This is a genomic window from Phocaeicola plebeius DSM 17135 (assembly GCF_000187895.1).
Taxonomy (GTDB): domain Bacteria; phylum Bacteroidota; class Bacteroidia; order Bacteroidales; family Bacteroidaceae; genus Phocaeicola; species Phocaeicola plebeius.
The window spans coordinates 99,757-126,336 of record NZ_DS990127.1 but is presented as its reverse complement, the minus strand read 5'-3'; the positions used below and the strand labels follow the sequence as shown (position 1 = coordinate 126,336).

Annotated in this window: 20 protein-coding genes and 1 pseudogene; 10 read left to right on the top strand and 11 right to left on the bottom strand. The window is 48.4% G+C overall.

Going from position 1 to position 26,580, the window contains the following annotated elements:
- Both BACPLE_RS07460 and aat read left to right on the top strand, forming a co-directional pair.
- Positions 1 to 2,217, top strand: coding sequence for an AAA family ATPase (locus BACPLE_RS07460; RefSeq protein ID WP_007560442.1), 2,217 nt, complete (start codon positions 1 to 3; stop codon positions 2,215 to 2,217).
- A 10-nt stretch (positions 2,218 to 2,227) separates the two neighbouring features.
- A complete protein-coding gene (gene aat, locus BACPLE_RS07455) occupies positions 2,228 to 2,869 on the top strand; it encodes a leucyl/phenylalanyl-tRNA--protein transferase (RefSeq protein ID WP_040312638.1) in 642 nt (213 codons plus the stop codon).
- 75 nt (positions 2,870 to 2,944) lie between these two features.
- On the opposite strand, the gene proS is transcribed toward aat, so the two are convergent.
- The 3 genes from proS to BACPLE_RS07440 all read right to left on the bottom strand — a co-directional run bounded on the left by proS (position 2,945) and on the right by BACPLE_RS07440 (position 6,975).
- On the bottom strand, positions 2,945 to 4,435 hold the full coding sequence (gene proS, locus BACPLE_RS07450) for a proline--tRNA ligase (RefSeq protein ID WP_007560437.1): 1,491 nt from the start codon (positions 4,433 to 4,435) through the stop codon (positions 2,945 to 2,947).
- A gap of 90 nt (positions 4,436 to 4,525) precedes the next feature.
- Entirely contained in the window at positions 4,526 to 5,776 is a 1,251-nt protein-coding gene (locus BACPLE_RS07445) for an ABC transporter permease (RefSeq protein WP_007560436.1), read from the bottom strand.
- Positions 5,773 to 6,975, bottom strand: a complete 1,203-nt coding sequence (locus BACPLE_RS07440; RefSeq protein ID WP_007560434.1) for a pyridoxal phosphate-dependent aminotransferase — start codon at positions 6,973 to 6,975, stop codon at positions 5,773 to 5,775. The genes BACPLE_RS07445 and BACPLE_RS07440 overlap by 4 nt, the downstream gene beginning before the upstream one ends.
- Before the next feature lie 205 nt (positions 6,976 to 7,180).
- Between BACPLE_RS07440 and BACPLE_RS07435 the strand changes: the two genes are divergently transcribed.
- From BACPLE_RS07435 to BACPLE_RS07420, 4 genes are all read left to right on the top strand, one after another.
- Positions 7,181 to 8,419, top strand: a complete 1,239-nt coding sequence (locus BACPLE_RS07435; protein WP_007560432.1) for a hypothetical protein — start codon at positions 7,181 to 7,183, stop codon at positions 8,417 to 8,419.
- A gap of 80 nt (positions 8,420 to 8,499) precedes the next feature.
- The gene (locus tag BACPLE_RS07430) at positions 8,500 to 8,982 is read left to right on the top strand and encodes a DUF4494 domain-containing protein (RefSeq protein ID WP_085930674.1); all 483 of its coding nucleotides are present in this window, start codon (positions 8,500 to 8,502) and stop codon (positions 8,980 to 8,982) included.
- Positions 8,983 to 9,000: 18 nt separating this feature from the next.
- Positions 9,001 to 9,669, top strand: coding sequence for a YggS family pyridoxal phosphate-dependent enzyme (locus BACPLE_RS07425; RefSeq protein ID WP_007560428.1), 669 nt, complete (start codon positions 9,001 to 9,003; stop codon positions 9,667 to 9,669).
- A gap of 13 nt (positions 9,670 to 9,682) precedes the next feature.
- Complete coding sequence (locus BACPLE_RS07420) at positions 9,683 to 10,660, top strand: dihydroorotate dehydrogenase-like protein (RefSeq protein WP_040312633.1); 978 nt, start codon at positions 9,683 to 9,685, stop codon at positions 10,658 to 10,660.
- An 85-nt stretch (positions 10,661 to 10,745) separates the two neighbouring features.
- On the opposite strand, the gene BACPLE_RS07415 is transcribed toward BACPLE_RS07420, so the two are convergent.
- Positions 10,746 to 11,831, bottom strand: a complete 1,086-nt coding sequence (locus BACPLE_RS07415; protein WP_007560425.1) for an HpaII family restriction endonuclease — start codon at positions 11,829 to 11,831, stop codon at positions 10,746 to 10,748.
- A gap of 504 nt (positions 11,832 to 12,335) precedes the next feature.
- Here BACPLE_RS07415 and BACPLE_RS07410 point away from each other — a divergent pair.
- The 3 genes and pseudogenes from BACPLE_RS07410 to BACPLE_RS07400 all read left to right on the top strand — a co-directional run bounded on the left by BACPLE_RS07410 (position 12,336) and on the right by BACPLE_RS07400 (position 14,559).
- A pseudogene (locus BACPLE_RS07410) lies at positions 12,336 to 13,158 on the top strand (ion transporter).
- Between the two features lie 3 nt (positions 13,159 to 13,161).
- Positions 13,162 to 13,623: an alanyl-tRNA editing protein gene (locus tag BACPLE_RS07405; protein WP_007560420.1), complete on the top strand. Its 462-nt coding sequence runs from the start codon at positions 13,162 to 13,164 to the stop codon at positions 13,621 to 13,623.
- A 12-nt stretch (positions 13,624 to 13,635) separates the two neighbouring features.
- Positions 13,636 to 14,559 (top strand): DNA/RNA non-specific endonuclease, encoded by a 924-nt coding sequence (locus BACPLE_RS07400; protein WP_007560418.1) that lies wholly within the window; start codon positions 13,636 to 13,638, stop codon positions 14,557 to 14,559.
- Positions 14,560 to 14,579: 20 nt separating this feature from the next.
- Here the strand turns inward: BACPLE_RS07400 and BACPLE_RS07395 are convergent, their stop codons facing one another.
- Genes BACPLE_RS07395 through BACPLE_RS07380 form a run of 4 tightly spaced genes read right to left on the bottom strand, consistent with a single transcriptional unit; the run spans position 14,580 to position 20,791 of the window.
- The gene (locus BACPLE_RS07395) at positions 14,580 to 15,086 is read right to left on the bottom strand and encodes a hypothetical protein (RefSeq protein ID WP_007560416.1); all 507 of its coding nucleotides are present in this window, start codon (positions 15,084 to 15,086) and stop codon (positions 14,580 to 14,582) included.
- 16 nt (positions 15,087 to 15,102) lie between these two features.
- Complete coding sequence (locus tag BACPLE_RS07390; protein WP_007560415.1) at positions 15,103 to 16,479, bottom strand: TolC family protein; 1,377 nt, start codon at positions 16,477 to 16,479, stop codon at positions 15,103 to 15,105.
- A gap of 44 nt (positions 16,480 to 16,523) precedes the next feature.
- Positions 16,524 to 19,661, bottom strand: coding sequence for an efflux RND transporter permease subunit (locus BACPLE_RS07385; protein WP_007560413.1), 3,138 nt, complete (start codon positions 19,659 to 19,661; stop codon positions 16,524 to 16,526).
- 11 nt (positions 19,662 to 19,672) lie between these two features.
- The gene (locus BACPLE_RS07380) at positions 19,673 to 20,791 is read right to left on the bottom strand and encodes an efflux RND transporter periplasmic adaptor subunit (protein ID WP_040312656.1); all 1,119 of its coding nucleotides are present in this window, start codon (positions 20,789 to 20,791) and stop codon (positions 19,673 to 19,675) included.
- A 222-nt stretch (positions 20,792 to 21,013) separates the two neighbouring features.
- Between BACPLE_RS07380 and BACPLE_RS07375 the strand changes: the two genes are divergently transcribed.
- Positions 21,014 to 21,910, top strand: coding sequence for a helix-turn-helix domain-containing protein (locus tag BACPLE_RS07375; RefSeq protein WP_007560409.1), 897 nt, complete (start codon positions 21,014 to 21,016; stop codon positions 21,908 to 21,910).
- A gap of 8 nt (positions 21,911 to 21,918) precedes the next feature.
- Here BACPLE_RS07375 and BACPLE_RS07370 read toward each other — a convergent pair whose 3' ends face one another.
- From BACPLE_RS07370 to BACPLE_RS07360, 3 genes are read right to left on the bottom strand one after another with little or no spacing between them, the layout of a single operon-like run.
- A complete protein-coding gene (locus tag BACPLE_RS07370; RefSeq protein ID WP_007560407.1) occupies positions 21,919 to 22,593 on the bottom strand; it encodes an ABC transporter ATP-binding protein in 675 nt (224 codons plus the stop codon).
- Positions 22,594 to 22,618: 25 nt separating this feature from the next.
- Positions 22,619 to 24,988 (bottom strand): ABC transporter permease, encoded by a 2,370-nt coding sequence (locus tag BACPLE_RS07365; RefSeq protein ID WP_007560406.1) that lies wholly within the window; start codon positions 24,986 to 24,988, stop codon positions 22,619 to 22,621.
- A gap of 25 nt (positions 24,989 to 25,013) precedes the next feature.
- Entirely contained in the window at positions 25,014 to 26,561 is a 1,548-nt protein-coding gene (locus BACPLE_RS07360; RefSeq protein ID WP_007560404.1) for a TlpA disulfide reductase family protein, read from the bottom strand.
- Positions 26,562 to 26,580 lie beyond the last annotated feature (19 nt).

Sequence of the window (26,580 nt, the reverse complement as noted above, 5' to 3'; positions counted from 1 at the left end):
ATGAGTCACATCGAAAAATCTGTATATGTAGACAAAGCGCTGTCGTTTGCTCAGGGACTGGCGTTCCGTTATCGCCATGAATTCATTACTCCGGAGCATATTCTCAGCGCACTCTTTAACCAGGACCCTTTTGTGGAGGCCGTAGAAGAATGTTTCTGTCACATCCCGGTGATGGAAGAGGAAGTGGACGAATATTTGGCACAGAAAATGGAACAGGTGCCGGAAGATACCAACTATGAACTACAGTTTTCCGTACAATCAAACCTGCTGTTTCAGAATGCGTATGCCTTCGTGGAATCATCCAATGCCGAAGTGCTGGACATTCCTCACGTAGTACAGGCCATGCTACTGTTGCCGGAATCCTGGGCTTGCTACTTCCTGAAAAAACACCTGAAGGAACGGATTCCGGATTTCATCAGCCAACTGGTGGTCATTTATGGAGACGACCTTAGTCTGGATGAGAATGATTCGGACGAACCTCATGGTATTTCCAAAAATTTCATCACCTGCCTGAACGAACAGCTGGAAAATCACAATCCGCTGATAGGACGAGAAATGGAACTGGAACGTACCATCGAAGTGCTGTGCCGGAAAGACAAAAACAACCCGCTGCACATCGGTGAACCAGGAGTGGGAAAAACAGCCTTGGCTTACGGACTGGCAGCCCGCATTGAAGCTGGAGAGGTGCCCGAGCGTCTGAAAGGAAGCCGCATTTACGAACTGGATTTGGGTAGTATGCTGGCCGGTACACAATATCGGGGCGACTTCGAACAGCGGTTGAAAAGTGTAATGAAAAGCCTCAGCGCAGAGAAGAAAGCCATTCTCTATATTGACGAGATACACAATCTTATCGGAGCCGGACAAATCGGCGATGGGTCGATGGATGCCTCCAACATGCTGAAACCTTACTTGGAACAGGGAGACATCCGTTTCATCGGTTCTACCACTTATGAGGAATACAACCGTTATTTCTCACGCAGCAAAGGAATGGTACGCCGTTTCCAGCAAATCGACATTCAGGAGCCCAGCATCGATGAGGCTATCCGTATCATAGAAGGATTGAAGGAAAAATATGAGGAGTATCACCACGTGACCTATGAACCGGGAGTAATTGAGTATGCTGTAAAGGCCAGTGCCCGCTACATCAGCGACCGCTTCCTGCCTGACAAGGCAATCGACCTGATTGATGAGGCCGGTGCTTACCGCGAAATTCACCCGGCTACAGACGGCACAAAGACGGTGGACAGAAAGCTGGTTACCGAAGTACTTTCACGTACCTGCAAGATTGATGCTAATGCACTCAAGGAGGAAGACAACGCTTCACTGGAAGCATTGTACGAACGCATATCCGGACAGATTTACGGACAAGACGAAGCCATTCGTCAGGTAGTGGAGGCGGTACAAATGGCCAAAGCCGGATTGCTGGACGAGAACAAGCCGCTGGCCAGTCTGTTGTTTGTCGGTCCTACGGGAGTGGGAAAAACTGAAGTAGCCAAAGTATTAGCCTCGGAATTAGGTATCTCACTGATACGCTTCGACATGAGTGAATACATGGAAAAGCATACCATCGCCAAACTTATCGGTTCTCCGGCTGGTTACATCGGATACGAGGATGGTGGCTTACTGACAGATGCCATCCGGAAAACACCCAACTGTGTGCTGCTACTGGATGAAATCGAAAAGGCTCATCCCGACATTTTCAACATCCTGTTGCAGGTGATGGACTATGCAGTGCTGACAGACAACAAAGGACGGAAATCGGACTGCCGACACCTGATTCTTATCATGACTTCCAACGCCGGTGCTCAGTATGCACATCAGGCTTCCATTGGTTTCAACAGCCAAGTAAGTACCGGACAGGCTATGCTTCGCCAGGTAAAGAAAACATTTAAGCCGGAATTCCTCAACCGTTTGTCGGCTTCCGTCGTATTCCATGACATGAGTCGGGAAATGGCTACGCAAGTGCTCGACAAAAAGTTGCGCCAACTGGATGAAAAGCTGGCTCGCCGTCACGTCTGCTTGCACCTGACACCTGAAGCACATGAATGGCTGCTGAAAGAGGGTTTCAAACCGGAATACGGAGCCCGCGAAATGGACCGTGCCATCGCCGCCCACCTGAAGCCGCTGCTCATGCGTGAGATTCTGTTCGGCTCGCTAAAGCAGGGAGGCAACATCACGGTAACGGCCGAAAACAATCAACTGAGTATTCTCAAATAATTTCGATGACATGGTTTTCCAATTGACAAAAAGACTGGCTTTTCCGGACCCGCACTGGGGAGACCCTGACGGCCTGCTGGCCATTGGAGGCGACTTGTCCGTCGACCGCCTTATCCTGGCCTACTCCAACGGTATCTTTCCCTGGTATGCCTTCCGCGAGAAAATTATCCAATGGTGGTGCCCGTTGCAGCGTTTCGTCATCTTTCCGGAAGAGATTCATATCTCCCATTCCATGCGCACACTGATGAATAAAGATAAATACAAGGTAACTTTCAACCATGCATTTGAACAGGTGATACGGAATTGTTCCAAGCTCCGCATCGAACAAGAAGGAGCTTGGTTGGGAGAAGAAATGATTGAAGCTTACATCCGCATGTACGAACAAAACTTGGCCGCCAGCGTAGAAGTATGGGAAGGCGATAAGCTGGTCGGAGGTCTGTATGGAGTAACTTTGGGTACGTGTTTCTTCGGCGAAAGCATGTTCTCGCTCGTACCCAGCGCTTCCAAGCTTGCCCTGATTCGACTGGCCCAACTGCTCCATGCGCACGGAGGTACCCTCATCGACTGTCAGTTTGAAACGCCTCACCTCAAGTCAATGGGTGGCCGGTTCATCAGTTACGAAGAATATATGGAATGCCTGAAAGCGGAATAAAGCCCATCAAAAAAGTCCGATTCCCTCTTTCAAGAGAACCGGACTTTTTTATGATATTACTGTAAGTATAGCCAATTAGTATGCACGGGCAAACAATACACGACGTGCAGAAGGTTTACCAGTCAGCATATCCACACCCGGAGTCAGGCTTTCTTCATCTGCTTCGAAAGGCAGACAGCGGATAGTTGCTTTCGTTTCTTCCTTAATGCGGTCTTCTGTTTCCGGAGTACCATCCCAGTGAGCCAAGATAAATCCACCCTTCTCAATCTGTTCCTTGAATTCTTCGTAAGTATCCACCTTATAGATATGTTCGTTACGATAATTCAATGCTTTCTGGTAGATGTTCTGCTGAATTTCTTCCAACAGGTTCTGTACGTATTCTTCGATGCCGTCGCAAGAACGAGTTTCTTTTTCCAGTGTATCACGACGCATGATTTCCATCGTGTTGTTTTCCAGGTCACGACCACCCATTACCAGACGTACAGGTACCCCCTTCAATTCATAGTCTGCGAACTTGAATCCCGGACGCTTGTTATCAGCGTTATCGTATTTCACAGAGATACCCATGCTGCGAAGTTTGTTGACGATACCTTCTACCTTGGCATCAATCTGCTTCAACTGTTCGTCGTTCTTATAGATAGGTACGATAACAACCTGAATCGGAGCCAAATGCGGCGGAAGAACCAGACCGTTGTCGTCAGAGTGTGTCATGATCAAGGCACCCATCAGACGAGTAGATACACCCCATGAAGTAGCCCATACATAATCCAGCTTATTGTTCTTGTCGACGAACTGTACGTTGAATGCCTTGGCAAAGTTCTGTCCCAGGAAGTGAGAGGTACCACACTGCAATGCCTTACCATCCTGCATCAATCCTTCAATAGTATAAGTATCCAATGCCCCGGCAAAACGTTCGTTTGCAGACTTCACACCCTTGATAACCGGCACAGCCATGTATTTTTCAGCGAAATCGCCATACACGTGCAACATCTTCTGTGCTTCTGCTTCAGCTTCTTCACGAGTAGCATGAGCCGTATGACCTTCCTGCCACAAGAACTCAGCTGTACGCAGGAACAGACGAGTACGCATTTCCCAGCGCATTACGTTTGCCCACTGGTTGCACAAGATAGGCAGGTCACGGTATGAGTTGATCCAGTTTTTATAAGTACTCCAGATAATAGTTTCTGAAGTCGGACGAATAATCAGTTCTTCTTCCAGTTTGGCAGCCGGGTCTACAATCACACCCGAACCATCTTCTGCATTCTTCAAACGATAGTGAGTTACTACCGCACATTCCTTAGCGAAGCCTTCTACGTGTTCAGCTTCACGGCTCAAATAAGATTTCGGAATCAGCAACGGGAAATACGCATTCACATGTCCTGTAGCCTTGAACATATCGTCAAGGATACGCTGCATTTTTTCCCAGATGGCATATCCGTAAGGCTTAATTACCATACAGCCACGCACAGGAGACTGTTCAGCCAAATCGGCCTTTACCACCAAATCATTATACCATTGTGAATAGTTTTCACTTCTCTTGGTTAGGTCTTTTAATTCTTTTGCCATAACTTTATGTAGTTATTTTATTCTTTAATATCAATTGAGAGTGCAAAATTAGTAAAAAAGATTCGTTTGCTCTTGATTTTAAAGCAGGATTTATTCAAAACGGATGGATTTTGCAGGATGAATATGACTTATCAGATAAGAAGGACCGACCAGCATACCTACCGATACCAGCAAGGTACACACGTTCAACAATACAATCCAACCCAAATGAAGCTCCACGGGCACTGCATTGACATAGTACGTAGCCGGATCCAACTTAATCGGTTCGAAAAAATACTGAATAAGACAACACGACAGCCCAATGACATTTCCCCAGCACATTCCCCTTCCGATAAGGAAAACAGAAAACGACAGGAATATCTGACGAATGGAAGCGTTGTCGGCTCCCAAGGCTTTTAGTACCCCAATCATCTGCGTACGTTCAAGAATGATTATCAGCAATCCGGAAATCATGGTAAAACCCGCCACTCCGGTCATCAGAATCAGAATGACCCATACATTAGTATCCAGTAAGTCGAGCCATGCAAAGATCTGAGGATAAAGCTCCTCTGAAGTGCGAGAGCAATAGATTGCCCCATAACGGTCTGTCTGCTCCTGAATATGACCACGAATGTCATCATTCACCGAATTCAAGAAACGATAATCCGACACAGCCACTTCTACACCTCCTACTTGATCTGGTTCCCATCCGTTCAGACGGTTGACCGTATACATGTCAGTTATCAGGAAATAATCATCGAAAGCAGAGAAATTGGTTTGGAAAATCCCGCTCACCGTCAGCCGGCGGGCACGCACATTGCCTTCTATGTAATAGGTATAAAGCTTATCACCCACCTTCAATGCAAGTTTGTCGGCCATGGAGCGGGAAACCAGCACACGGTTGCTAGCTACGGAGTCCGTCAGTGCAGGAATCTCTCCTTCCTGCAAATGTGCCTTCAGGTACGTCCAATCGTACTCCTGCGACACCCCTTTCACAATCATTCCCTGAAAGTTATCAGCGGTCATAATCATGCCCGGTTTCGTAGCGTAACGCTGTACGTGGCTCACCTGGGGAATATTCCGTATCACCGACAACAGGCTGTCGTTTGCCACTACCGGATTCATCTGGTAAAGCTGAGCTCCTTCGATGCTGGAAACCACAATATCAGAACCCATACCTATCACCTTGTCGCGCACCTGATGCTTGAAGCCGATGACCACCGCCACCGACACAATCATCACAGCCAGTCCGATAGCAATACCGGCCATCGCAATGCGTACGGCCGGTTTTGATACTTCTTTCTCTCCTTCCCTGCTACGGTAAATCCGTCGGGCAATAAAAAATTTCCAGTTGCTCATCATTCATCCACCCTTCCCGGATAGGCCTCGAGCGCCTTACGCAGAATGAACAAAGCCCGTACCAGGTCTTCTTTCTTCAATACATAAGCCACACGCACCTCGTTTTTACCGCCGCCCGGTGTGGTATAGAATCCGCTGGCAGGTGCCATCATAACGGTCTCTCCTTCATAATTGAAATCAGACAAACACCATGCGCAGAATTTCTCACAATCATCCACCGGCAGTTTAGCCACAGTGTAGAAAGCTCCCATCGGTATTGGAGAATAAACACCCGGTATACGGTTCAATCCATCAATCAGACATTTACGACGTTCCACGTATTCATCGTATGTTTCGCGAGCATATTCTTCCGGTTCATCGAGCGAAGCCTCAGCTGCAATCTGGCCAATCAACGGTGGACTCAAACGAGCCTGACAGAATTTCATCACCGCCTTGCGCACTTCCGGATTCTTCGTAATCAGCGCACCGATACGAATTCCACATTCCGAATACCGTTTCGATACGGAGTCAATCAATACCACATTCTGTTCGATGCCTTCCAGATGACAGGCTGAAATATAAGGAGAACCTGTATAGATGAATTCACGATACACTTCATCAGAGAAGAGGAACAAGTCGTACTTCTTTACCAAATCCCGAATCTGGTTCATCTCCCGGCGAGTATACAGATACCCTGTCGGGTTATTCGGGTTACAAATCAAGATACCCTTGGTGCGTTCATTAATCAACTCCTCAAACTTCTCTACCTTCGGCAAAGAGAAACCTTCGTCGATAGTAGTCGTCACCGTACGGATAACTGCTCCTGCCGAAATCGCAAACGCCATGTAGTTGGCATACGCCGGTTCCGGCACGATAATCTCATCCCCCGGATTCAGACAGCTCATAAACGCAAACAGCACAGCTTCCGACCCTCCGGTAGTAATGATAATGTCATCGGCATCCAGGTGAATGTCGTACTTTTCATAATATCCCACCAGACGCTCTCTGTAGCTTCTGTATCCCTGGCTGGGACTATATTCCAACACCTTGCGGTCAATATTTCGAATCGCATCGAGGGCCGCTCGTGGAGTAGGCAGGTCAGGCTGACCAATATTCAAGTGATATACATGAATTCCTCTCTCTTTCGCAGCTTCAGCCAAAGGCGCAAGCTTACGTATCGGCGACTCCGGCATTTCAGTTCCTCTGATGGATATTTTTGGCATATTTTATAGTTTAAAAAAGATTCTGAAATGCAAAGATAAAGCGAATGTCGAAATTAAACAACTTTGTGCTCAGAAAAATACGACTACTCCTTTCTTTTGAGAAAAAGGCCCTCCAAGTAAAGTTTAACGCCTTTTCAGGCATTTTCCAAGTCTTCTACCCAAAAAATCCGTATGTTTGCTATCGATAACCAAACACTCAAGCATTATGAACCTTTACCTAATTATATTTACAGCCGGCACATACAAGGTGGAGCAAGTCTACGAAAAGCATAAAGACCTGTTCGTGGAACTGGAAAAACATTTTACCCTTCACCTTGTCAACTATACAGACTCTGAAAGCATTCCCAGTCATGAATACAAAATGGCTTTCATTGCCAGCGGGGGCGTGGAAAATGCAGTGGTGCGTTTTTTCAGCATCCTGCCCTATCCCATCACCCTACTGACAGACGGCCTGAACAACTCACTGGCTGCCGCCCTTGAAATCTCGGCATGGATTCAGTCGAGAGACATGAAGGTCAAAATCATCCATGGATTAGTGCCCGACATGGTAAATCAGGTACTTTTACATCACCAGGCATTTGCCGCCAAACGTTCCCTGAAGAAAAAACGCATCGGCGTAATCGGCACTCCGGCCTCCTGGCTGGTAGCCAGCCACGTAGACTATCTGTTAGCCGGACAACGTTGGGGAGTGACTTACACGGACATCTCCATTGAGACCGTAGAAAAAGCTTTCCACGAGATTACGGAAGATGAAATAGGACCAGAAGCCTCTTTGTTTGCCCACCGCGCCAAAGGGATTCAGGAGGCTACTCCGGAAGAACTGCTTCGGGCCATGCGCCTGTACAAAGCTATCCGACGTGTATGCCAGGAAGAAAACCTGGACGCTCTTACCCTGTCCTGCTTCTCGCTGATCCAGAGCCTGAAGACCACAGGCTGCCTGGCCCTTTCTTTGCTGAATGACGAAGGAATACCTGCCGGATGCGAAGGCGACCTGCAATCCATCATGACCTTGCTGATGGTAAAAGAACTCATCGGAAAGCCCGGCTTTATGGCCAATCCTTCGTTTGTAGACCTTGCCCGCAACGAAGTACTACTGGCACACTGCTCCATTCCTACCAAAATGACCGAAGAGTTTATTATCCGCAACCATTTTGAAACAGAAAGCGGCATCGCCATTCAAGGCATTGTACATCCGGGCGAAGTCACCCTCTTCAAATGCGGGGGAGAATGTCTGGACGAATATTATCTGAGTTCTGGACATTGCATCGAAAATACCAACATGGTGACCTGTTGTCGCACACAGCTAAAGGTACGCCTGGATAAGCCGGCTGACTATTTCCTGCATAATCCGCTGGGCAACCACCACATCCTGATTCAAGGGAATTACACCGACCTCATTCAGGAATTCATGCAACAAAACCGCTGCAAACCGAGAATTGACTGATTTTTCAAAACCATTTATTCTCTCATTCAATTTATAATCGTATCTTTGTGTGAAATATTACAAATTGAAAAGCAAGAAAAATTATGATGCATAATTGGTTTGAATGCAAGATCCGTTACGAGAAAGTAGCCGAAAACGGAATGAACAAGAAAGTAACGGAACCCTATCTGGTGGACGCACTCAGCTTTACCGAAGCCGAATCGCGTATTATCGAAGAAATCACTCCGTTCATCAGCGGAGAATTCACTGTATCCGACATCAAACGCGCCAACTATAGCGAGCTCTTCCCCAGCGACGAGGAAGCTGCTGACCGTTGGTTCAAGTGCAAGCTCTACTTCATCACCCTCGATGAGAAAAGCGGTGCGGAAAAGAAAACAGCTACCAACGTACTGGTACAGGCTGCCGACCTGCGCGATGCCGTGAAGAAACTAGACGAAGGCATGAAGGGTACAATGGCCGACTACGTCATCGCATCGGTTGCCGAAACCGCACTGATGGACGTATATCCCTACTCTGCAGAGCCTGACGTAAAACCGGAGTTCCCGGATGCAGACAAACGATAAACAAACACCTACCACACCATGGATATTCAGTCTAATTTAAAAGAAGTACGGGCACAACTTCCTCCCCAGGTCAGTCTGGTTGCTGTTTCCAAGTTTCACCCGAACGAAGCGATTCTGGCTGCATACGAAACCGGGCAGCGCATCTTCGGAGAAAGCAAGGAGCAGGAACTGAGCAAGAAGCAGGCTTCCCTGCCCGCCGATATTCAGTGGCATTTCATCGGCCACCTGCAGACCAATAAAGTGAAGTACATCGCACCCTACATCGCCATGATTCATGCCGTAGACAGTTACAAGCTGCTGGCTGAAATCGACAAACAAGCGGCTAAATGCAACCGGGTGATACCTTGCCTGCTGGAAATCCATATCGCAGAAGAAGAAAGCAAATACGGATTTTCTTTTGAAGCCTGTCGCGAGATGCTGGAAACCACCCCGTGGAAAGAGCTGACTCATGTATGCATCAGCGGAGTCATGGGAATGGCCACCAATACAGACGACGAATCACAAATCATCAACGAATTTGAGAGCCTTCACCGTTTCTTTACCGAACTGAAAGCTACCTATTTTAAAGATTGTGACACCTTCAAGGAAATTTCCATGGGCATGTCGCACGACTATATGCTGGCTGTTCAGGCCGGAAGCACGATGGTGCGTGTAGGCAGCAAGATTTTTGGAGATAGAGTATATTAAAAACGAGAAGAATATGGCACAACTAAAAACAACTTTTGCAGGGTTAACTCTGAACAACCCGATCATTATCAGTAGTTCTGGACTGACTAACAGCCTGGCTAAAATTCAGAAACTGGAAGAAGCCGGAGCCGGTGCAGTAGTACTGAAATCAGTATTCGAAGAACAAATCAACATGCAGGCAGGAAGCATGCAGGGCTATGGCTCACCAGAAGCCGACGATTACCTGGGAGCATACGTACGCTCACATGCGCTGAACGAACATATCACCCTGATTGAAGACGTAAAGAAACACTGCAAGATTCCGGTAATCGCCAGCATCAACTGCTATAGTGACAGCGAATGGACTGACTTTGCCCGCCTGATGGAAGAAGCCGGAGCCGATGCACTGGAACTGAACATCCTTTCTTTGCAGACCAGCAAGGATTATACACCGGGAAGTTTTGAACAGCGTCACATCGACATCCTGCGCCACATCAAGAAAGTAGTCCGCATTCCGGTTATCATGAAACTGGGCAGCAATCTGACTAACCCGGTTGCACTTATCAACCAATTGTATGCCAACGGTGCTGCCGCTGTGGTATTGTTCAACCGCTTCTACCAGCCGGACATCCAGATTGACAACCTGACTTTCACTACAGCTAACGTCATGAGTTCACCCTCTGAACTGTCTGACCGCATTCGCTGGACAGCCATTGCTTCGGCAGAAGTTCCTCAACTGGATTATGCGGTTTCAGGTGGCGTACACAACGGAAAAGGCGTTATCAAGTCTCTGCTTTCAGGCGCTGCTGCCGTAGAAGTTTGCAGCGTTATCTACCAGCATGGCAACCAGATGATTGAAGAGATGAAGAAAGAACTGGCTGAATGGATGGACGACAAAGGCTATGATTCCATTGCACAGTTCAAAGGAAAGATGAATGCCTCAGCCGCAGGTGACATCAACCCGTTCGAACGTACACAGTTCATGAAATATTACAGCAACCACGAAGAATAATTCTCTTCGCGGAAATGCATAAAAAACGGATTCCCTGACTTCGACGGTCGGAGAATCCGTTTTTCATTTATCTACTATCCGAACTTTATCGCTTCAACAAACCGATTTTCAGGTTCAGTTTAAAATAATATACCCCATTTTCACGTTCCAGGTAACCATACTTGTCTTTTTCCGTAGAACCTTTCTCCAAGCGACTGTTCTGGAAAAGGAAATCGGCAAATGTCTGGCGGAAAGCACGCTGATAGCACAACACTTCCCCGTCACCCGTCACGAAAAGGAACCCTGCAATGGCAGAGTCTGTTCCGTTATACAGCTTTGCCGGACGAAGTCCCATGGCCAAAGCCAGCAACAGTTCCTTCACCTTATATTCATAAAAGCCGTGCTTCGTAATCAGTTCGTCCTTTATCTTCAGCGGATTCAGCTTTTTGATTTCCTCCGTCAGTTCCGACACCTTCGTAATGCCGTCCAACCACATCAGGCGTGTCATTTCCGCCATCAGTCGTCCCATGTGCAAATCAATCATGGACAGGTTGCTGCGGAAAATCTTATCGGCCACGTCACTGTACTTCAGTGCGCCTCCCAGACGCTCTATCATCAGCATACGGGATATGACATCGTCCTCCTCACCTTCCGCATTGATTTTGTTGACGGTCGGGGTAGCAAACTTCACACCTGTCTGCTCAAACTTGAAATTAGCGGTTCTCCCTCCGTCAAGCAACGGAATCATCATTCCCAAACGGGAGCGGACACAGAATCCGGTAAGCGGAGCATCTACCGAGTAAAAAGCCACGCTGAAATCCGTGCGGTCGTCCGTCTTGGCTTCCAAATCGAAAATGGCTACCTCATCCAGAAACTCCTCCACGCCATCGGGAGATGTGACATCATCCTCCCGGCTCTGACGAATCGCTGCATAAATAAGCTCTGCCACCGTAGCAAAGTCCTCACGAGGAATCCGCTTGTCTATATTCTCCCCTTTCAGGTACACGGTATCTTTTTCCAAAATATACTGACGCGTACCGTCATGTTCTTCCCGCTGAACCATTGCCACCGGAAGACGGAGCGCTTCGTTCTTCGTCACATCAGGAGTACCACCATACACGTAACCGTCGGCCAGCAGCCGGAAAAACGCATAAAGCTCTCCCCATTCTCTTTTCGTCGCTTCAAATGCCATAATCTGTCTATTTTTTAATTGCAAAGGTAGTAAAAGAAGCGTTAACAAAAACGTTTCTGGCAAATGCAAATTATAATAGATGTTATAAAACAGATTTTAAGGGGCATTTTACTTGCAGAGAAACAGAAAATGCGTACCTTTGCAATGTGTTTTTCATAGTATTAGATTTAAGGTTAACAAAGGTTGGAGTTCAGCGGAACTCCTTTTTTTATGCCCTTATTTTCCCTCCCCCAAAACGCTTTTGCGTTCGTATTAAAACGCAAGGACATTTCAACTAAAACGTAAGTACGTCTTACCTCAAACGCTTTGGCGTTTGAAACTAAAGACAAAAGCGTTTTCAAAAAGTCGATTTTACATTGAAAATTAGCCCGTCTTTTATACTTTTCTCTCTACTCCTTCTCTCATTGCAAAAGAAAAGAGTATATTTGTCACTTTAGAAGATTCACATCCTGCAAAAATAGGAGTGACAAGACCCAATGAAAACCATTAAACAAAATCACGGCCATGAACATAGAACCTCACAATCTTATAGACCCGCTGCGCGAAAAGTTCCCGCACTTAATTCGCCACGAAAAATTGTACCGAATGATTCATCGCCAGCTGATGAAAAAATGGTTTCAATATTTTGTATTGTTCTTTATCATCGGTTCCATCTGCTCCATCATATATAGTTCCTTTGAGGAATCGGCTCCTTACCGTAACAGTCTGTATGCATTCAACTACCTGGCTTCCTTTATATTCACCATTGAGTATGGACTACGAATTGCGGCAGCTCCCGTACAATACGCCAGCTGCAACCATGCCTGGAAGGCACGCCTGCGCTACTTGTTCTCTTTTTATGGAATCATCGACTTCGTGGCAATTATCCCGTTCATGGTGATTTATGTGTACAAGGAAACCCCGCACGTACATCTTGTGGTGCTGGCCTACGTACTGATTATCTTCAAGCTGATACGCTATTCACGTTCCTTCCAGATGATTGATTGGCACCGTACTCCGGACCGTCAGAGAAGAACTTGTTACGGCCTATACTGCCTGTGGCATCATGTTAGGATTTTCAGGCATTCTGATGTACTACATCGAACGCTACGCACAACCGCAAGCCTTTGAAAATATCGGCGACGGATTCTGGTGGGCAATCGTGGCCTTCACCACCGTGGGTTACGGTGACATTTACCCGATTACTCCGTTAGGACGGTTGTTGAGCAGTATCATCAGCCTGATTGGTATCGCCATGATTGCCATTCCTACAGGTATCATCAGCTCGGCCTTCATGAGCATGCTGATAGAAAAAAAGCAAAAAGAAAAAAACAATTCATCAATGTAATTTATGGAACAAGAAATCCAACTTAACGCACACAACAAGCAGGAGTATCCTCCTATGCATACCTGCGAACACATTATCAACCGCACCATGGTCAATCTTTTCGGATGCGGGCGGGCTGTATCTGCCCATATCGAACGGAAGAAAAGCAAACTCGATTTTGCGCTTTCACAAGCACTTTCGGAAGACGATATTGCACGCATTGAAACGACTGTCAACGAAGTAATCGCACGCCACTTACCTGTCACCACGGAATTCATCACACAAGAAGAAGCTACCGGACGCTTTGACATGAAACGACTGCCTGAAGGAGCTTCCGAGACGGTCCGTGTGGTACACGTAGGTGATTACGACGAGTGTCTGTGCATCGGGCAGCATGTAGAGAATACGTCAGAAATCGGCACCTTCAAGATTATCAGTCACGACTTTAACGACGGAATCTTCCGAATGCGTTTCAAACTGGTTTAACACACGTACACCATGGGAAAGAAAAAGAGAAGTTCATCCACCGGCTCCCTGAAAGGCTTCATACTCCTGCTGCTGATTCTGGGTGGCGGTGTTTATTTCTATCAGAACCAGCAGAACCTGCCGGAAGCCAAGGAGCTGACAAAAGAACTTTCGCACACGCTGGAGAAGGCACAGAAGGAAGTAGCACAACGCCTGCCGGAAAAGTCGCAGGACGAGACGGAAGCACAACCCTCGGCCAGCCGAATCAGTAGCAAACTGGAAATTCCCGTCATGCTGACCAAACGGGAAGAAATCAAGTTGCAGCGGACGGGGTACACCGTTTCATACAATAATTTCTACAAAACACCCAACTGGGTGGCCTGGGAACTTACACGGCAGGAGACCAAAGGAAGTGAAGAACGAAAGAACCGCTTCGTACCCGACCCAGATTTGCCTGAACCCCGCGTGGAACATGCCGATTATACGCGCTCCGGATACGACCGGGGACACATGGCTCCGGCAGCCGACATGAAATGGAGCAAGAAAGCCATGGAGGAATCGTTCTACATGAGCAACATCTGCCCGCAGAATCAGAAGCTGAACCGGGACGACTGGGGAGATTTGGAAGAATTATGCCGCAGCTGGGCCCGGAAATATGGCACAGTGTACATTGCCTGCGGACCTGTCTATGATAAGAAGCAACCCAAGCGCATCGGAGAGCATCGGGTGGCCGTGCCCGACCGTTTCTTCAAGGTGGTGCTGATTTATAACCGGAAAAGTCCCATCGCCATGGGCTTTCTGTTCGACAACAAGGCACATCATCAGGCACTGGAAAAATATATGGTACCGGTTGATTCCGTGGAAAAGGTAACGGGAATAGATTTCTTCTCCAAGCTCCCCGACGACGTGGAGAACCGAATAGAGGCCGATATTCCGGCACTGCCTTCAGGAAGGTGAAAGCAGGCCGGAACTTCGGTTCACTCCTGTTCTTCGTTTTTGTATTCTTCAATACAAAAACGATTTATCGTGCAATGCAAAGAATCAAAATTCGTGCGGTAGGCTATGACCTTTATTGCCATTCCGTCATTGGCTTCCAGCAGATATTCATGAGTACCGCTTGCATTCATCCGATACCACATACCGTTCTGTCCGTAAAGTATCCGCAAAGTATTTTCCGACGTATACTCCCAGCTGATACGATAAAGCCCCGTCTCTCCTTTGTGAAAGGAGAAGGTACACGAGTTTTCATCGTACTCCAGATAATCCAATGAGGTGATTTCGTCTTTATAAAAGTTCAAGACAGCGGCCTCACCAAGGGTATCATATTCGAGCCGGATGTAATTCTCCGACTCACATTTATATTTGAACGTCTCTCCCAAGTGAATCTTAGGAAGCGGAGTATACGCACCCACCTCTTCTTTATTGCATGCCAGCATGCATGCGAGTCCTCCCACGCATGCAGCAACCATCATCATCTTCTTCATATCATCAACCTATATGTTAGTTGTTTCCCCCTCCCAATGCATGATAAAGGGTAATGACACTTTTTATCTCAGCATTCCGGTCGGACACGAGCGACAGTCGCGCTGCCAGTAATGACTGACGGGCAGTCAGCACTTCCAGGTAGTTCGTCGTACCGTGTTCCATCAGCAGTTCCGTGTCACGCAACGCATCTTTCAGATGCTCCACCTGCTCGCGGTCGAGCACCGTTTTCTGACGGGCCGTCTGCCACTGGCTCAGGGCATTGTTCACCTCTGCACCGGCATCCAGCAAAGTCTGCTGGAACTGCAGCAAAGCTTCTTCCTGCTGTGCCTTGCTGATTTTCAGATTTGCCATAAGCTGTCCCCGCTGAAAAAGAGGTTGCACCAGAGAGCCTACCGCCTGAAGCAGCCAGGCACCCGGATTGGTCACAAGGGCTCCCCCACTGTTTGTCCATCCGGCCGATCCGCTCAATGTCACGCTCGGATAAAAACTGGAGCGTGCCTGATTGGTGGCATAAAAAGCCTGTTTAAGCACGGCCTCAGCCTGCCACACATCCGGACGGTTGGCCAACAAATTCAGGGGCACTCCCACCGACAAACTTTCCGGAAAATCCACTTCACCGAGTGTGCCGCGCGCAATAGGCTGCGGGGTCCAGAAAAGCAGGGCACACAGCGTGTTTTCCGTTTCCGTCACCTGCTGCTTCAAATCCAGCAGAGAAGCTTCGGCATCCAATCGGGAAGCTTCTGCCTGGTTCACGGTCGCACGGTCAGCCTGTCCGGCCCGCATCAGGGCTTTCAGACTACGTATATACTCTTTCCAGCTTTCTACCGTTTCCGTAGTTACAGCTACCTGCTCGTCGAGCATCAGCAACGTGTAATAACTCTCGGCCACCGTGGCAATAAGCTGTGTCTGCACCACCTGACGATACGCCTCACTCTGCTCCAATGCCGCACGTTCTCCCCGTTTGGCATTGGTCAGCTTTCCAAAGAAATCCAGTTCCCAGCTGGCAGAAGCTCCCAACGAATAGGTCTTGGTGGGTTTGCTACCGTCAAAACTGCTCAAAGCGCCTTCCGGGTCCAACTGGGCAGAAGGCAGGTAAGCCTGCTTGGCAGCTGACAGCGAGGCCCGTGCCTCTTCCACTTTCAAACGGGCCACATTCAAATCTGTATTCGCCTCCAACGCACGTGTAATCAGTTTCTGCAAGGACGCATCCGTAAACAGCTCCTCCCATTTCAGGTCGGCCAGTGAGGAGGTGGTATCCACCTCCTCCGGAAGAGCGCCGAACAATCCGTCGGTATTCGTTTCCGGCTGCCGGTATTTTGTGTAGATGCCACATCCGGTCAGCATGCTGGCCATGCACGCGGCAACTACTATATGACTTATATTTTTCTCCATATCGAATGTTTCTTTAGTTGATATAAAATTCCCCCCACAAGGGATTATTCCGCTGCATCGGTCTGACGCCGAGGCATCACTCGCTCTTCAATCGCCTGGAACACCGTGAACAATACCGGCACCACGAACAGCAGGGCCACTGTACCGACAAGCATACCCCCTACCGTACCGACTCCCAACGAACGGTTTCCGTTGGCTCCTGCTCCGGTAGCCACAATCAGCGGGAACAATCCGATAATCATCGTCAGGGCGGTCATCAGAATCGGGCGCAGACGAACTCCGGCAGCAGCTACGGCAGCCTGGGCAATGCTCATTCCCTGCCGGCGACGAGCCGAAGCGTATTCAGTCAGCAAGATGGCAGTTTTCGAAAGCAATCCAATCAGCATAATCAAACCGGTCTGCATATAGATGTTGTTCTCCAGCCCAAAACACTTGGCAAACAAGAAGCTTCCCATCAATCCGAAAGGCACAGCCAGGATAACCACCATCGGGATGAAGATACTTTCATAGAGCGAACAGAGAATCAAATAGATAAACACGATACAGATAATGAAAATGATCACCGTATTTCCCGTACTGCTCGATTCTTCTCGGGTAATACCGCTGAACTCATAGCCATATCCAGTAGGCAGTGTCTGTGAAGCCACTTCCTCAATGGCTGCAATGGCATCTCCCGAACTATATCCGTCGGCCGGCATACCGTTAACCGGTATAGAGGTGTACATATTGAAACGTGTCAAGGTTTCGGCTCCATACACCTTGGTCAGTGTAATGAACTGTCCCACGGGCGCCATTTCCCCACTTTCGGTCCGTACAAACATGTTGTTGAGCGACTCTTTATCCAGACGGTAATCCTTCCGGGCCTGAATCATCACACGGTACAGCTTGGAAAAACGGTTCAAGTTGGACGAGTAATTACCGCCAATATAACCGGAAAGCACGCTCAGTACATCAGACGTAGTCACCCCAGCCCGCTGACATTTCACCGCATCTACCTCGACCATATACTGCGGGAACTTGGTATCGAAAGTAGTGTAAGCCATCGAAATTTCCGGACGCCGGTTCAAGGCTGCAATGAAGTCCTGCGTATATTTCTGCAAATTCTCCACGCTGCCTCCGGCACGGTCTTGCACGTACATTTCGAAACCGCTACCCATACCGTATCCCATGATGGTAGGCTGTGCAAAGGCAAAGAGCTTGGCCGATTTAATGTCGGCTGTATGCTGGTAAATCGCCGCAATGATGGCATTGATGTGGTCCTGTGCTTCCTGACGTTCATCCCAGTGTTTCAGCTTGATAATCAGCATACCTCCCGAGGCGGCCTGTCCGCCCATCATGCTGTAACCTGTCACATTGGAATAAATCTTTATCTGCGGAATCTCACGGATACGCTCGTCTATCATTTCCATCGTCTTACGCGTCTGGGCCAAACTGCTTCCCGGAGGGGTCGTGACATTCACGAATATGGTTCCCATATCCTCATCCGGCACCAGTCCGGTCTTAGTGGTCCGCATAAAAAATACCAGCAAGGCACAGACTGCCGCCAAAGATACCCATGCCATCCATTTACGACGGAGGAAGAACGACACCCCATTCTTATACTTCAACACCAGCCTATTGAAAGAAGCCTCAAATGCATGGTGAAAACGGGAAGAAAAACTCAACTTACCACCGGTCGACTTATCCATGTGGGGAGTCATGATGAGGGCACACAAAGCCGGACTGAGGGTCAAGGCATTGATTGCGGAAATACCTACTGCCACCGCCATGGTCAAACCAAACTGGGTATAGAACACCCCACTGGTTCCTCCCATAAACGAGGTCGGGATAAACACGGCCATAAATACCAGTGAAGTGGTCACAATGGCTGCAGAAATACCATCCATGGCAGCCACCGTAGCTTTATAAGGCGAGCGATAGCCTTCGTCAAACTTGGCCTGCACGGCCTCCACCACCACAATGGCATCATCCACCACCGTACCGATTACCAGCACCAATGCAAAAAGGGTCAGCAGGTTCAGACTGAATCCGGCCACATATAAGAAAGCAAACGTACCCACCAGCGACACGATGATGGAAACCGAAGGAATAATGGTGGAACGCACGCTCTGCAAGAAGAAATAAACCACCAGCACCACCAGGATAATAGCCTCAATCAGGGTTTTCACCACCTCGTGTACCGAGGCATCCAGGAAGTCCTTCGTACTCATCAGGTCAGCCATTACAAGCCCCTTCGGCAGGTCTTTTGAAATCTCCTCCATCAACTTGTCCACTTCCTTCACAATCTCATTGGCATTCGATCCGGCCGTCTGCGAAATCATACACGTCGCACCGGGGTGGCCCACAATTTCACTGTTATAGGCATAGCTCTGCGAACCTAATTCCACATCGGCCACATCCTTCAGGCGGAGCACTTCGCCCGTAGGGAGAGACTTGAGCACCATGTTGCCGAATTCTTCCGCAGTTTCATATCTACCCCGGTACTTCAACGTGTACTGAAATGTATTTTCAGAATCCTCGCCCAGTGTACCTGTCGCCGCTTCCACGTTCTGGTCATCCAGCAAAGCAATCACATCGGCAGGTACCAGCTGATACTGGGCCATTTTCTGAGGATTCATCCAGATACGCATGGCATAATCCCCACCCATGACATTCACATTGCCCACTCCCGAGATACGGGACAGACGAGGTTCTACATTAATCTTAAAATAGTTGTTGATAAAATTCTGGTCATAACTGTCGTCGGGACTGTACAACGATATAATCTTGACCATACTGTTCTGTCGTTTTTCTACGGTCACACCCACCTTGGTCACTTCTGCGGGCAACAGTCCTTCCGCCTCCGACACGCGGTTTTTGGTGTTGACGGTCGCCATGTCCGGGTCCGTTCCCTGTGCAAAATATACGGTAATAGACGCCGAACCCGTATTGGTGGCAGTAGAAGTCATATACGTCATGTTTTCCACACCGTTAATGGCTTCTTCCAACGGAGCGATGACACTCTTCAGTACTGTTTCCGCATTGGCACCCGTATAGGTGGTAGACACCATAATGGTAGGAGGCGCGATGTCAGGATACTGCTCCATGGGAAGGTTGCTCAAACCGATTACTCCCAATATCAGGATGAGCACAGAAATGGCACACGACAGGATGGGCCTGTCGATAAAAGTCTTCAGTTTCATAACGTCCCCTCCTATTTTTCAGTATGTAACGAAAGAATCTGGGTATTCTCTTGAATCAGTCCGGCACCCTCAGCCACAATTACTTCTCCTTCCTGCAAGCCACTCTCTACAATGTATTCTTGCCCGTTGTTCAGCGGGAAAACAGTAACCTGTGCCGACTCGGCCTTTCCACTCTCATTCACCTTATACACATACACCTTGTCCTGAATCTCAAAAGTAGCTTCCTGCGGAACAACCAGCGCATTCTCCTTGGTATAGGGCAATACGAGTGTAGCCGTACTTCCGTTTCGCAACATTCCTTCCGGATTAGGGAACACGGCACGCAGGCTGACAGCCCCTGTTCCGGTATCAATGGTGCCGCTGATGGCATCTATCACCCCTTCGTGTGCATATTTCACTCCGTCGCTCAACTGCAAGGATACTTTGGGCATACCGGCCAGTGCCTTGTCCACACTGCCATACTGACGGAGCAGTGACAGCATCTGATTTTCGGTCATAGAAAAATATACATAGACTTCCTCATCGTCCGATACGGTAAGTAAAGGCGTGGTAATGGAAGAATTGACCAATGCCCCCACACGATAGGAAGACATACCTGCTACTCCATCCACCGGACTCCGGACTACCGTATAGGAAAGGTCGTTACGGGCATTGGTTTCATTGGCCTTCGCTTGTGCCAGACTGGCCTCAGCCTCCAACAAAGAATTCTGTGCCGTCTGACGGTCGAAATCAGAAACCACACGCTCCTTGAAGAGCTCTTCCTTGCTGTCGAACGTCAGCCGGGCCGTAGCTACGGCAGCTTCCGCACTTTTCACATTCGCCAATGCCGTCTGCAAGGCTGCTTTATACGGAACCTGGTCAATCACGAACAACACCTGTCCCTTGTGCACCTTGGCCCCTTCTTTCACACAAATCTCAGTAATCGTACCACTCACCTGCGGACGAATTTCCACACTCTGTCTTCCCTTTACTACAGCCGAATAGCTGTTAGTGAGAAGGCGATTTTCTTTTTTCACAGTCATGGTCTTGTACCCACTTTCCTGTGAGGTAGGTGCAGGCTGCGTGCAGGCTGTCAGCATCCCCAACAACGCACAAAAACATGCACCAACTGATACAAAAGCTTTTTTCATCTTATTCTCTTTTTTTAGTTGATTTGACTCTTTCTGTTGTAATAGCCGATGCAAATTTAGAAGGCGGGAAAGACTACTTACTTGTTCCATTCCTAAGAACATTTGTCTGAATCCGTGCTTTAGCATTTATTCTGTTTATGATTTCTAAAACATACAAAAAGGTTTTCAGGCTACGATTTATGTCTGTATTTTAGATGCGCAAATACAACAACGAGATACAAAATGAAAGAATATGCGTTTACAAAGTGGCTGGTTCCGACGCTGCAAGCAGACGGAACGGAGCGAGATATGGTGTACAATGAACAAATGGGTATCTTCACCGTACGGGGAGAAAATCAATTCCAGAAAGGAAGTATCGACACACAGCATACGGTGTCTTTGCTCGTATTAAAAGGAGAAATCAGCATACAGACCAATGACAAGCGGACCGTCATTCCTGCTCCTTCCTACATCGAGTTTATCGAACCTTACCAATGGAGCGACCTGAAAACAGACCGTGATTTCGAAGGATGTCTGCTCATAACCCGAAGGGAGATTTTTTTGCAGGCAGCCGAATGCATCCGTTCCAAGGTCGCAGCCTATGTATACAGACACGTACTGGAGCCGTTTATCCCATTAGAAAAACAGGATCTTCTCCGGATACAATCACATGTGGACATGCTACGCCACACCCTTCAGCAAAAAGAGAATCATTTCCTGGTTGAAATGCTGGAAAACACGCTTCGTTCCCTCATCCTGGAAGTATGGAACATAATCTTCCGCATGTATAAACAAGAAAACGAGTTCGAGCATTCTTTCCGCTGGAAAGATACCCTCCCTCGTTTTCTATACCTGATGCATACCAATTGCCGTTATCACCACACCGTAAAATGGTATGCCGACCAACTCTACGTATCCCCTGATGCGTTATCGGCCAAGTTAAAGAAACTCTATGGCAAGACAGCCAACCAGCTCATCAGCGAAAGCCTGATAGAAGAAGCGAAAGTCTGTCTGCTCAATCCGGCCAACAGCGTGCAAGACGTGGCCGAAAAGCTCTGTTTCTCTGACCAGGCTTCTTTCAGCAAGTTTTTCAAACGTTACTGCGGAATGTCGCCCGGCCAGTTTAAGAAACAAGCCTAAACCTTATTTTAAAGGTTCACTTCCGTTACCACCTGTCCGTCGAAGAGATTAATAACACGGTCGGCAAAACCGGCATCATGCTGCGAGTGAGTCACCATCACAATGGTGGTGCCTTCCTTATGCAGCTCGGTAAGTAATTCCATCACTTCCCGTCCGTTCTTGGAGTCCAGGTTACCGGTAGGCTCATCGGCCAGAATCAGCTTCGGTCCTGATACTACAGCACGGGCAATAGCCACACGTTGCTGTTGTCCACCCGACAACTGCTGCGGGAAATGCTTGGCACGATGTGTAATCCCCATCCGCTCCATGGCAGCCTCCACTTTCCGCTTACGTTCTGCCGAAGGTACGCCCAAATACAGCAAGGGCAGTTCGATGTTCTCAAATACGTTCAACTCGTCAATCAGATTGAAGCTCTGGAATACGAAACCAATCACTCCCTTACGCAAGGAAGTACGCTGCGATTCAGTATAACCACCCACTTCTGTCCCGTTCAAGAAATACTTGCCTCCCGTGGGATTGTCCAGTAGTCCCAAGATATTCAGCAAGGTAGATTTTCCACAACCTGAAGGGCCCATGATAGCCACGAACTCTCCTTCCTTCACTTCGATACTTACATTATTCAATGCCCAAGTTTCCACTTCATCTGTGCGGAATACTTTCTGTAAATTTTCTGTCTTAATCATACTTCAAAATTTTATTTTAATGATATTACTCTTGTTTTATACATTCTACCGGATTTACCCGACTCAATATCCAACCCTGCAGGCAGACAATGACCGCTGAGATGCCCCACACCACCAGCAACGGCCACACAAAGATACCAATTGAAAGCGGGGCACGGTACGCAAACTGCTCCAGCCAATGCATCATGAACCACCAGCCGACAGGCATGGCCACTACATACGCTACTACAGCATAGATACAGAACGGCTTGTTAAGCAGCCAGATAATCTGCCCCCGTGTTGCTCCATGCACCTTGCGGATACTGATTTCGCGTATCCGCTGACGGGTGGCATACCAGGCAATGCCAAACAATCCGAAACCTGTCAGCAACAGCCCAATCACAGCATAGAAAGTCAGGATATGCGACAAAGAAAGCACTTTCCCGTTACGTGCCATAAAATCCCGGTGCATATCTGCATAACCGAAAGGTTGGTTAGGATTCATTTCATTCCATACGGCTTCTATCTGCTGCAAAGTTTCTTCACGGTTTTCCGGACGAAGACGCAGTTGCAAATAGAATCCTTTCTGCAAGTCACTTGCCGACAACAGCGTGATGACAAGAGGTGTTACCGCTTCTTCCAGCGAATTGACGGAAAAGTCGCGCACCACCCCTGCAATTACAGCCAGACTGTCTTTTGTTTCCGTATCGAACTCGCGCAAGGCATGCCCCACGACCTCCGTACCCGCAGGCACTAACAAGCGAACAAAACTCTCGTTCACCAGTACAGGAGAAGCCTGACGCTCCAACAGACGAGAAGGAGATTCTCCACTCAACTGTTCAATGCGCAAGGTACGCAGCAACGTGGAGTCGCCTTCCAATGTCAGCAGATTGGTACGCACTTCCTTCCCACCAGGGCGCTGCACGTTCAACTGACGTATCCAGGCATTGAGCACCGAAGCCTTGGAAAGTGTTATGGATTCAATCCCTTTCACCCGTTTTTCCAGTTCCGTCTTGAAGGGAGCCAACGGAGCACCAAAGGCATCCCCTATCTCAATGCAGCCCTCGTAACGCGAAGCCCGCTGGCGGATCAGTTCCATTTGGTTGCGTGCTGTCAGCGTAGCCAGCAACAATCCGATGGAAATCACGAACTGCACTGTTACCAGTACCGCTACAAAACGCTGTTTGCGTCGGCCACTGTAAAGGGTGCGGTACTCCGTGAACGACAAGCGTGACAGACGACAGCTGATATACCACGCCGGTATTACCGACATCAACAGAATGAATAATAGCAACCACGGCAACATCTGACTACTGAAGAAGAACGTCATGGTTAACCGCGAACCCAACAGGTCATTAAACAGTGACAGACAGTCGTTGACCAACAGAATGGACAAGCCGAATGCCAGCAGCACCGTCAGAAAAGCATCCCCGAAAAGTTGCAGACGGATATTGCGCAAGGTAGCCCCCATCAATTTCTCCACATGAATCATACGAAGCTGTTGCAGCAAGCGGCTCAAACTCATATTGGTATAGTTGCAGCAAGCAATAATCAGTATCAGCACGGCTGCCAGCAGACTGATATAGAGAGTCTGCACGGGTGTCTGACTGACATAATCGAGTGTCTGCTGGGAAGCATCGTCGGGAGTAGTGAAACAAATGGCGTCCAGCGGATCCAAGTAATATTTCGTCTGACCGGGCATCAGTGTAGGTACCTTGTCCGCATTCAGCTTATCGGCCAGATGACCCGCATCCGTACCCGGAGTCAGCTTCAGCAGTGTAAGTCCACCCCAGAAGAAATCAGGGTCGTGTGCTATCAACATGTCAAACTGCAGAAGCGATTGTTCACGCTCCTTAAGTACTGCTGCCACTTCATACGTACGGGCCTCTCCAAAACGGAAATGTGCCTCTACCTGCTTTCCTACCGCTTGTTTCCCTCCGAAAAGGTGACGGGCACAAGCCTCACTCAACGCCACCTTCCCCGGTTGACAAAGTACCTGACTCAAACTACCTTCTTCCGTACGGTAATCAAAAAAGCTCGTCAGGGTCGTATCGGCCGACAACATCTTAAAATCACCTTCCACCTTCTGCTCGTTCACCTTGCAGTAGAGCAAATCCAGTTTTCCTAACCGGAGAAAGTCCTCTACCTCGGCATAGCTTTGCTTCAGCTGCGGAGGAATCTCTGCGCCGGCAAAGGCCACTCGTTTCCCCTCCGTCATCGGGTCATCCTGCCGCAGGAAAAACATGCGGTCACGGTCCGGATTACGTCCTTCCAACCCATGCTCGTGCACGAAGTAGGTCATCAGCAGGTTGGTGCAAGCCAATCCCAATGCCAGACTGGCTACTGAAACAAGGAAAAACACCTTGTTCCGCCACCAGCTTCGCAAAATCATTTTCAATACTACATTCAATATCATAACACATCGTTTTTTAGTTCATCTCTTATTCTGTCAGACGGATACCCTCGATATAGTATCCCCCTTCCACGTGCTCGCCTTCCGAAAAGTCAAACCAGCGGGTATCTTTCGGCAGCGGAGCAAAATAGAGCGTGAAATCCATTTCTCCGCTATCAGGCATAAACACCTGCTCGCCTATCGCGAAACCTTCACTGCGCAGAAGCGGATAGTTCACCCCCTTGTCCGACATCAAAAAAGTCGCTTTGTCCAACCGAATCCAATAATTTGGAATATACCGTGCATGCACGCGAAGTACCGTAGCCGAGTCGGTCAACTCCACCTGACGGATGGTCAGCACCTCCATCTGTTCTGTTTTCTTCCGCGGATGATGCACCAGTTTGTGACCGTCTTTCCATTCGATACACATCGGCTGTTTGGGAGCCATCGAACCTTTAATTTTCAGTTTCAGCCAACCTTTTGCATATCCACTCCAGCTGTCAACCACCTTTCCTTCCGGCGAAATCAATACAAAATGGGGAATTCCTCTGACACCATAACGAGCATACAGTCCGTTGTTCTCTTCCAAATCGTTCCAATTATTCCAAGTCATGGCATGCGATTTAGAAGCCTCTTCCCATCCCTTCCGGTTCTCAATGCTCAGGCTGACCACCTCCAGGCTGTCCTTGTACATCTCACTGATTTCCTTCAGCTCCGGTTGCGACATGATACAAGGACCACATCCCCGGCTCCAGAAGTCCAGCAAGATGTATTTCCCGCGAAACTCAGCCAGGCGGTGAACTTTTCCTTCCAAGTCGTACATATCCGCATCGGCAGCTTCCTCGCCTACTTTCACTACAGTCGGCGGATTCAAGGCCAGATACACACTCTTCCCAATGGACGTTTCTTTCTGTGCGTCATCCAGCAGGTTGTACAACTGCTGCACTTCTTTTTTATACGGATAATCTTTACGGAACTTTACCGACATCCCCATCCGATGCAATTCACCCATCCAGGCTGCATTAATCGGCGATTGTTTCATAATCGCAATATTATGCTGGGCAATCTGATCACTCAACTTCTCTGTCAGCTGTTGCAGACTGTCTGCTTGCGCACGGGCCTGTTCTTTGTTTCCTCCCTGCGCAGCCGACCTCATCAGTTCAAACTCTTGCATGGTCAACCGCTGAAATTCCTCCCATTCCTTATGGGAAGCCTGTATCAGCTGCTGCTGGAATTGCTGCTCCTTGACATCGCTCTCTACTTTCCAGGAGTAAATATACGGATTCTCTCCTTGTATGAGCAGATGACTGCCAGGATTTACCCATAGTTCAAGCAACATGGGTGGGAATTTCGTATCATCACGTGCCATCAAGCCATAACTTTCCAGCTCGTTTCCGGCGGTAGTCAGTTCAAAACGGAATGTCCCGTTCTGCAGCGTATCGGTAGCTGCCATACTCCCCACGTTACCCTCTTGCTTCATCAAATAGAACACGGTTCCGTCGGGAATATTCTTCAACTGTCCTTCCACCACAAATTTCTCTTGTGCCTGTGCCCCCAATGCACCTAAGAGCAGACAGGCTAATACTTGTTTTCTCATGGTTATTTATTCATTTTAG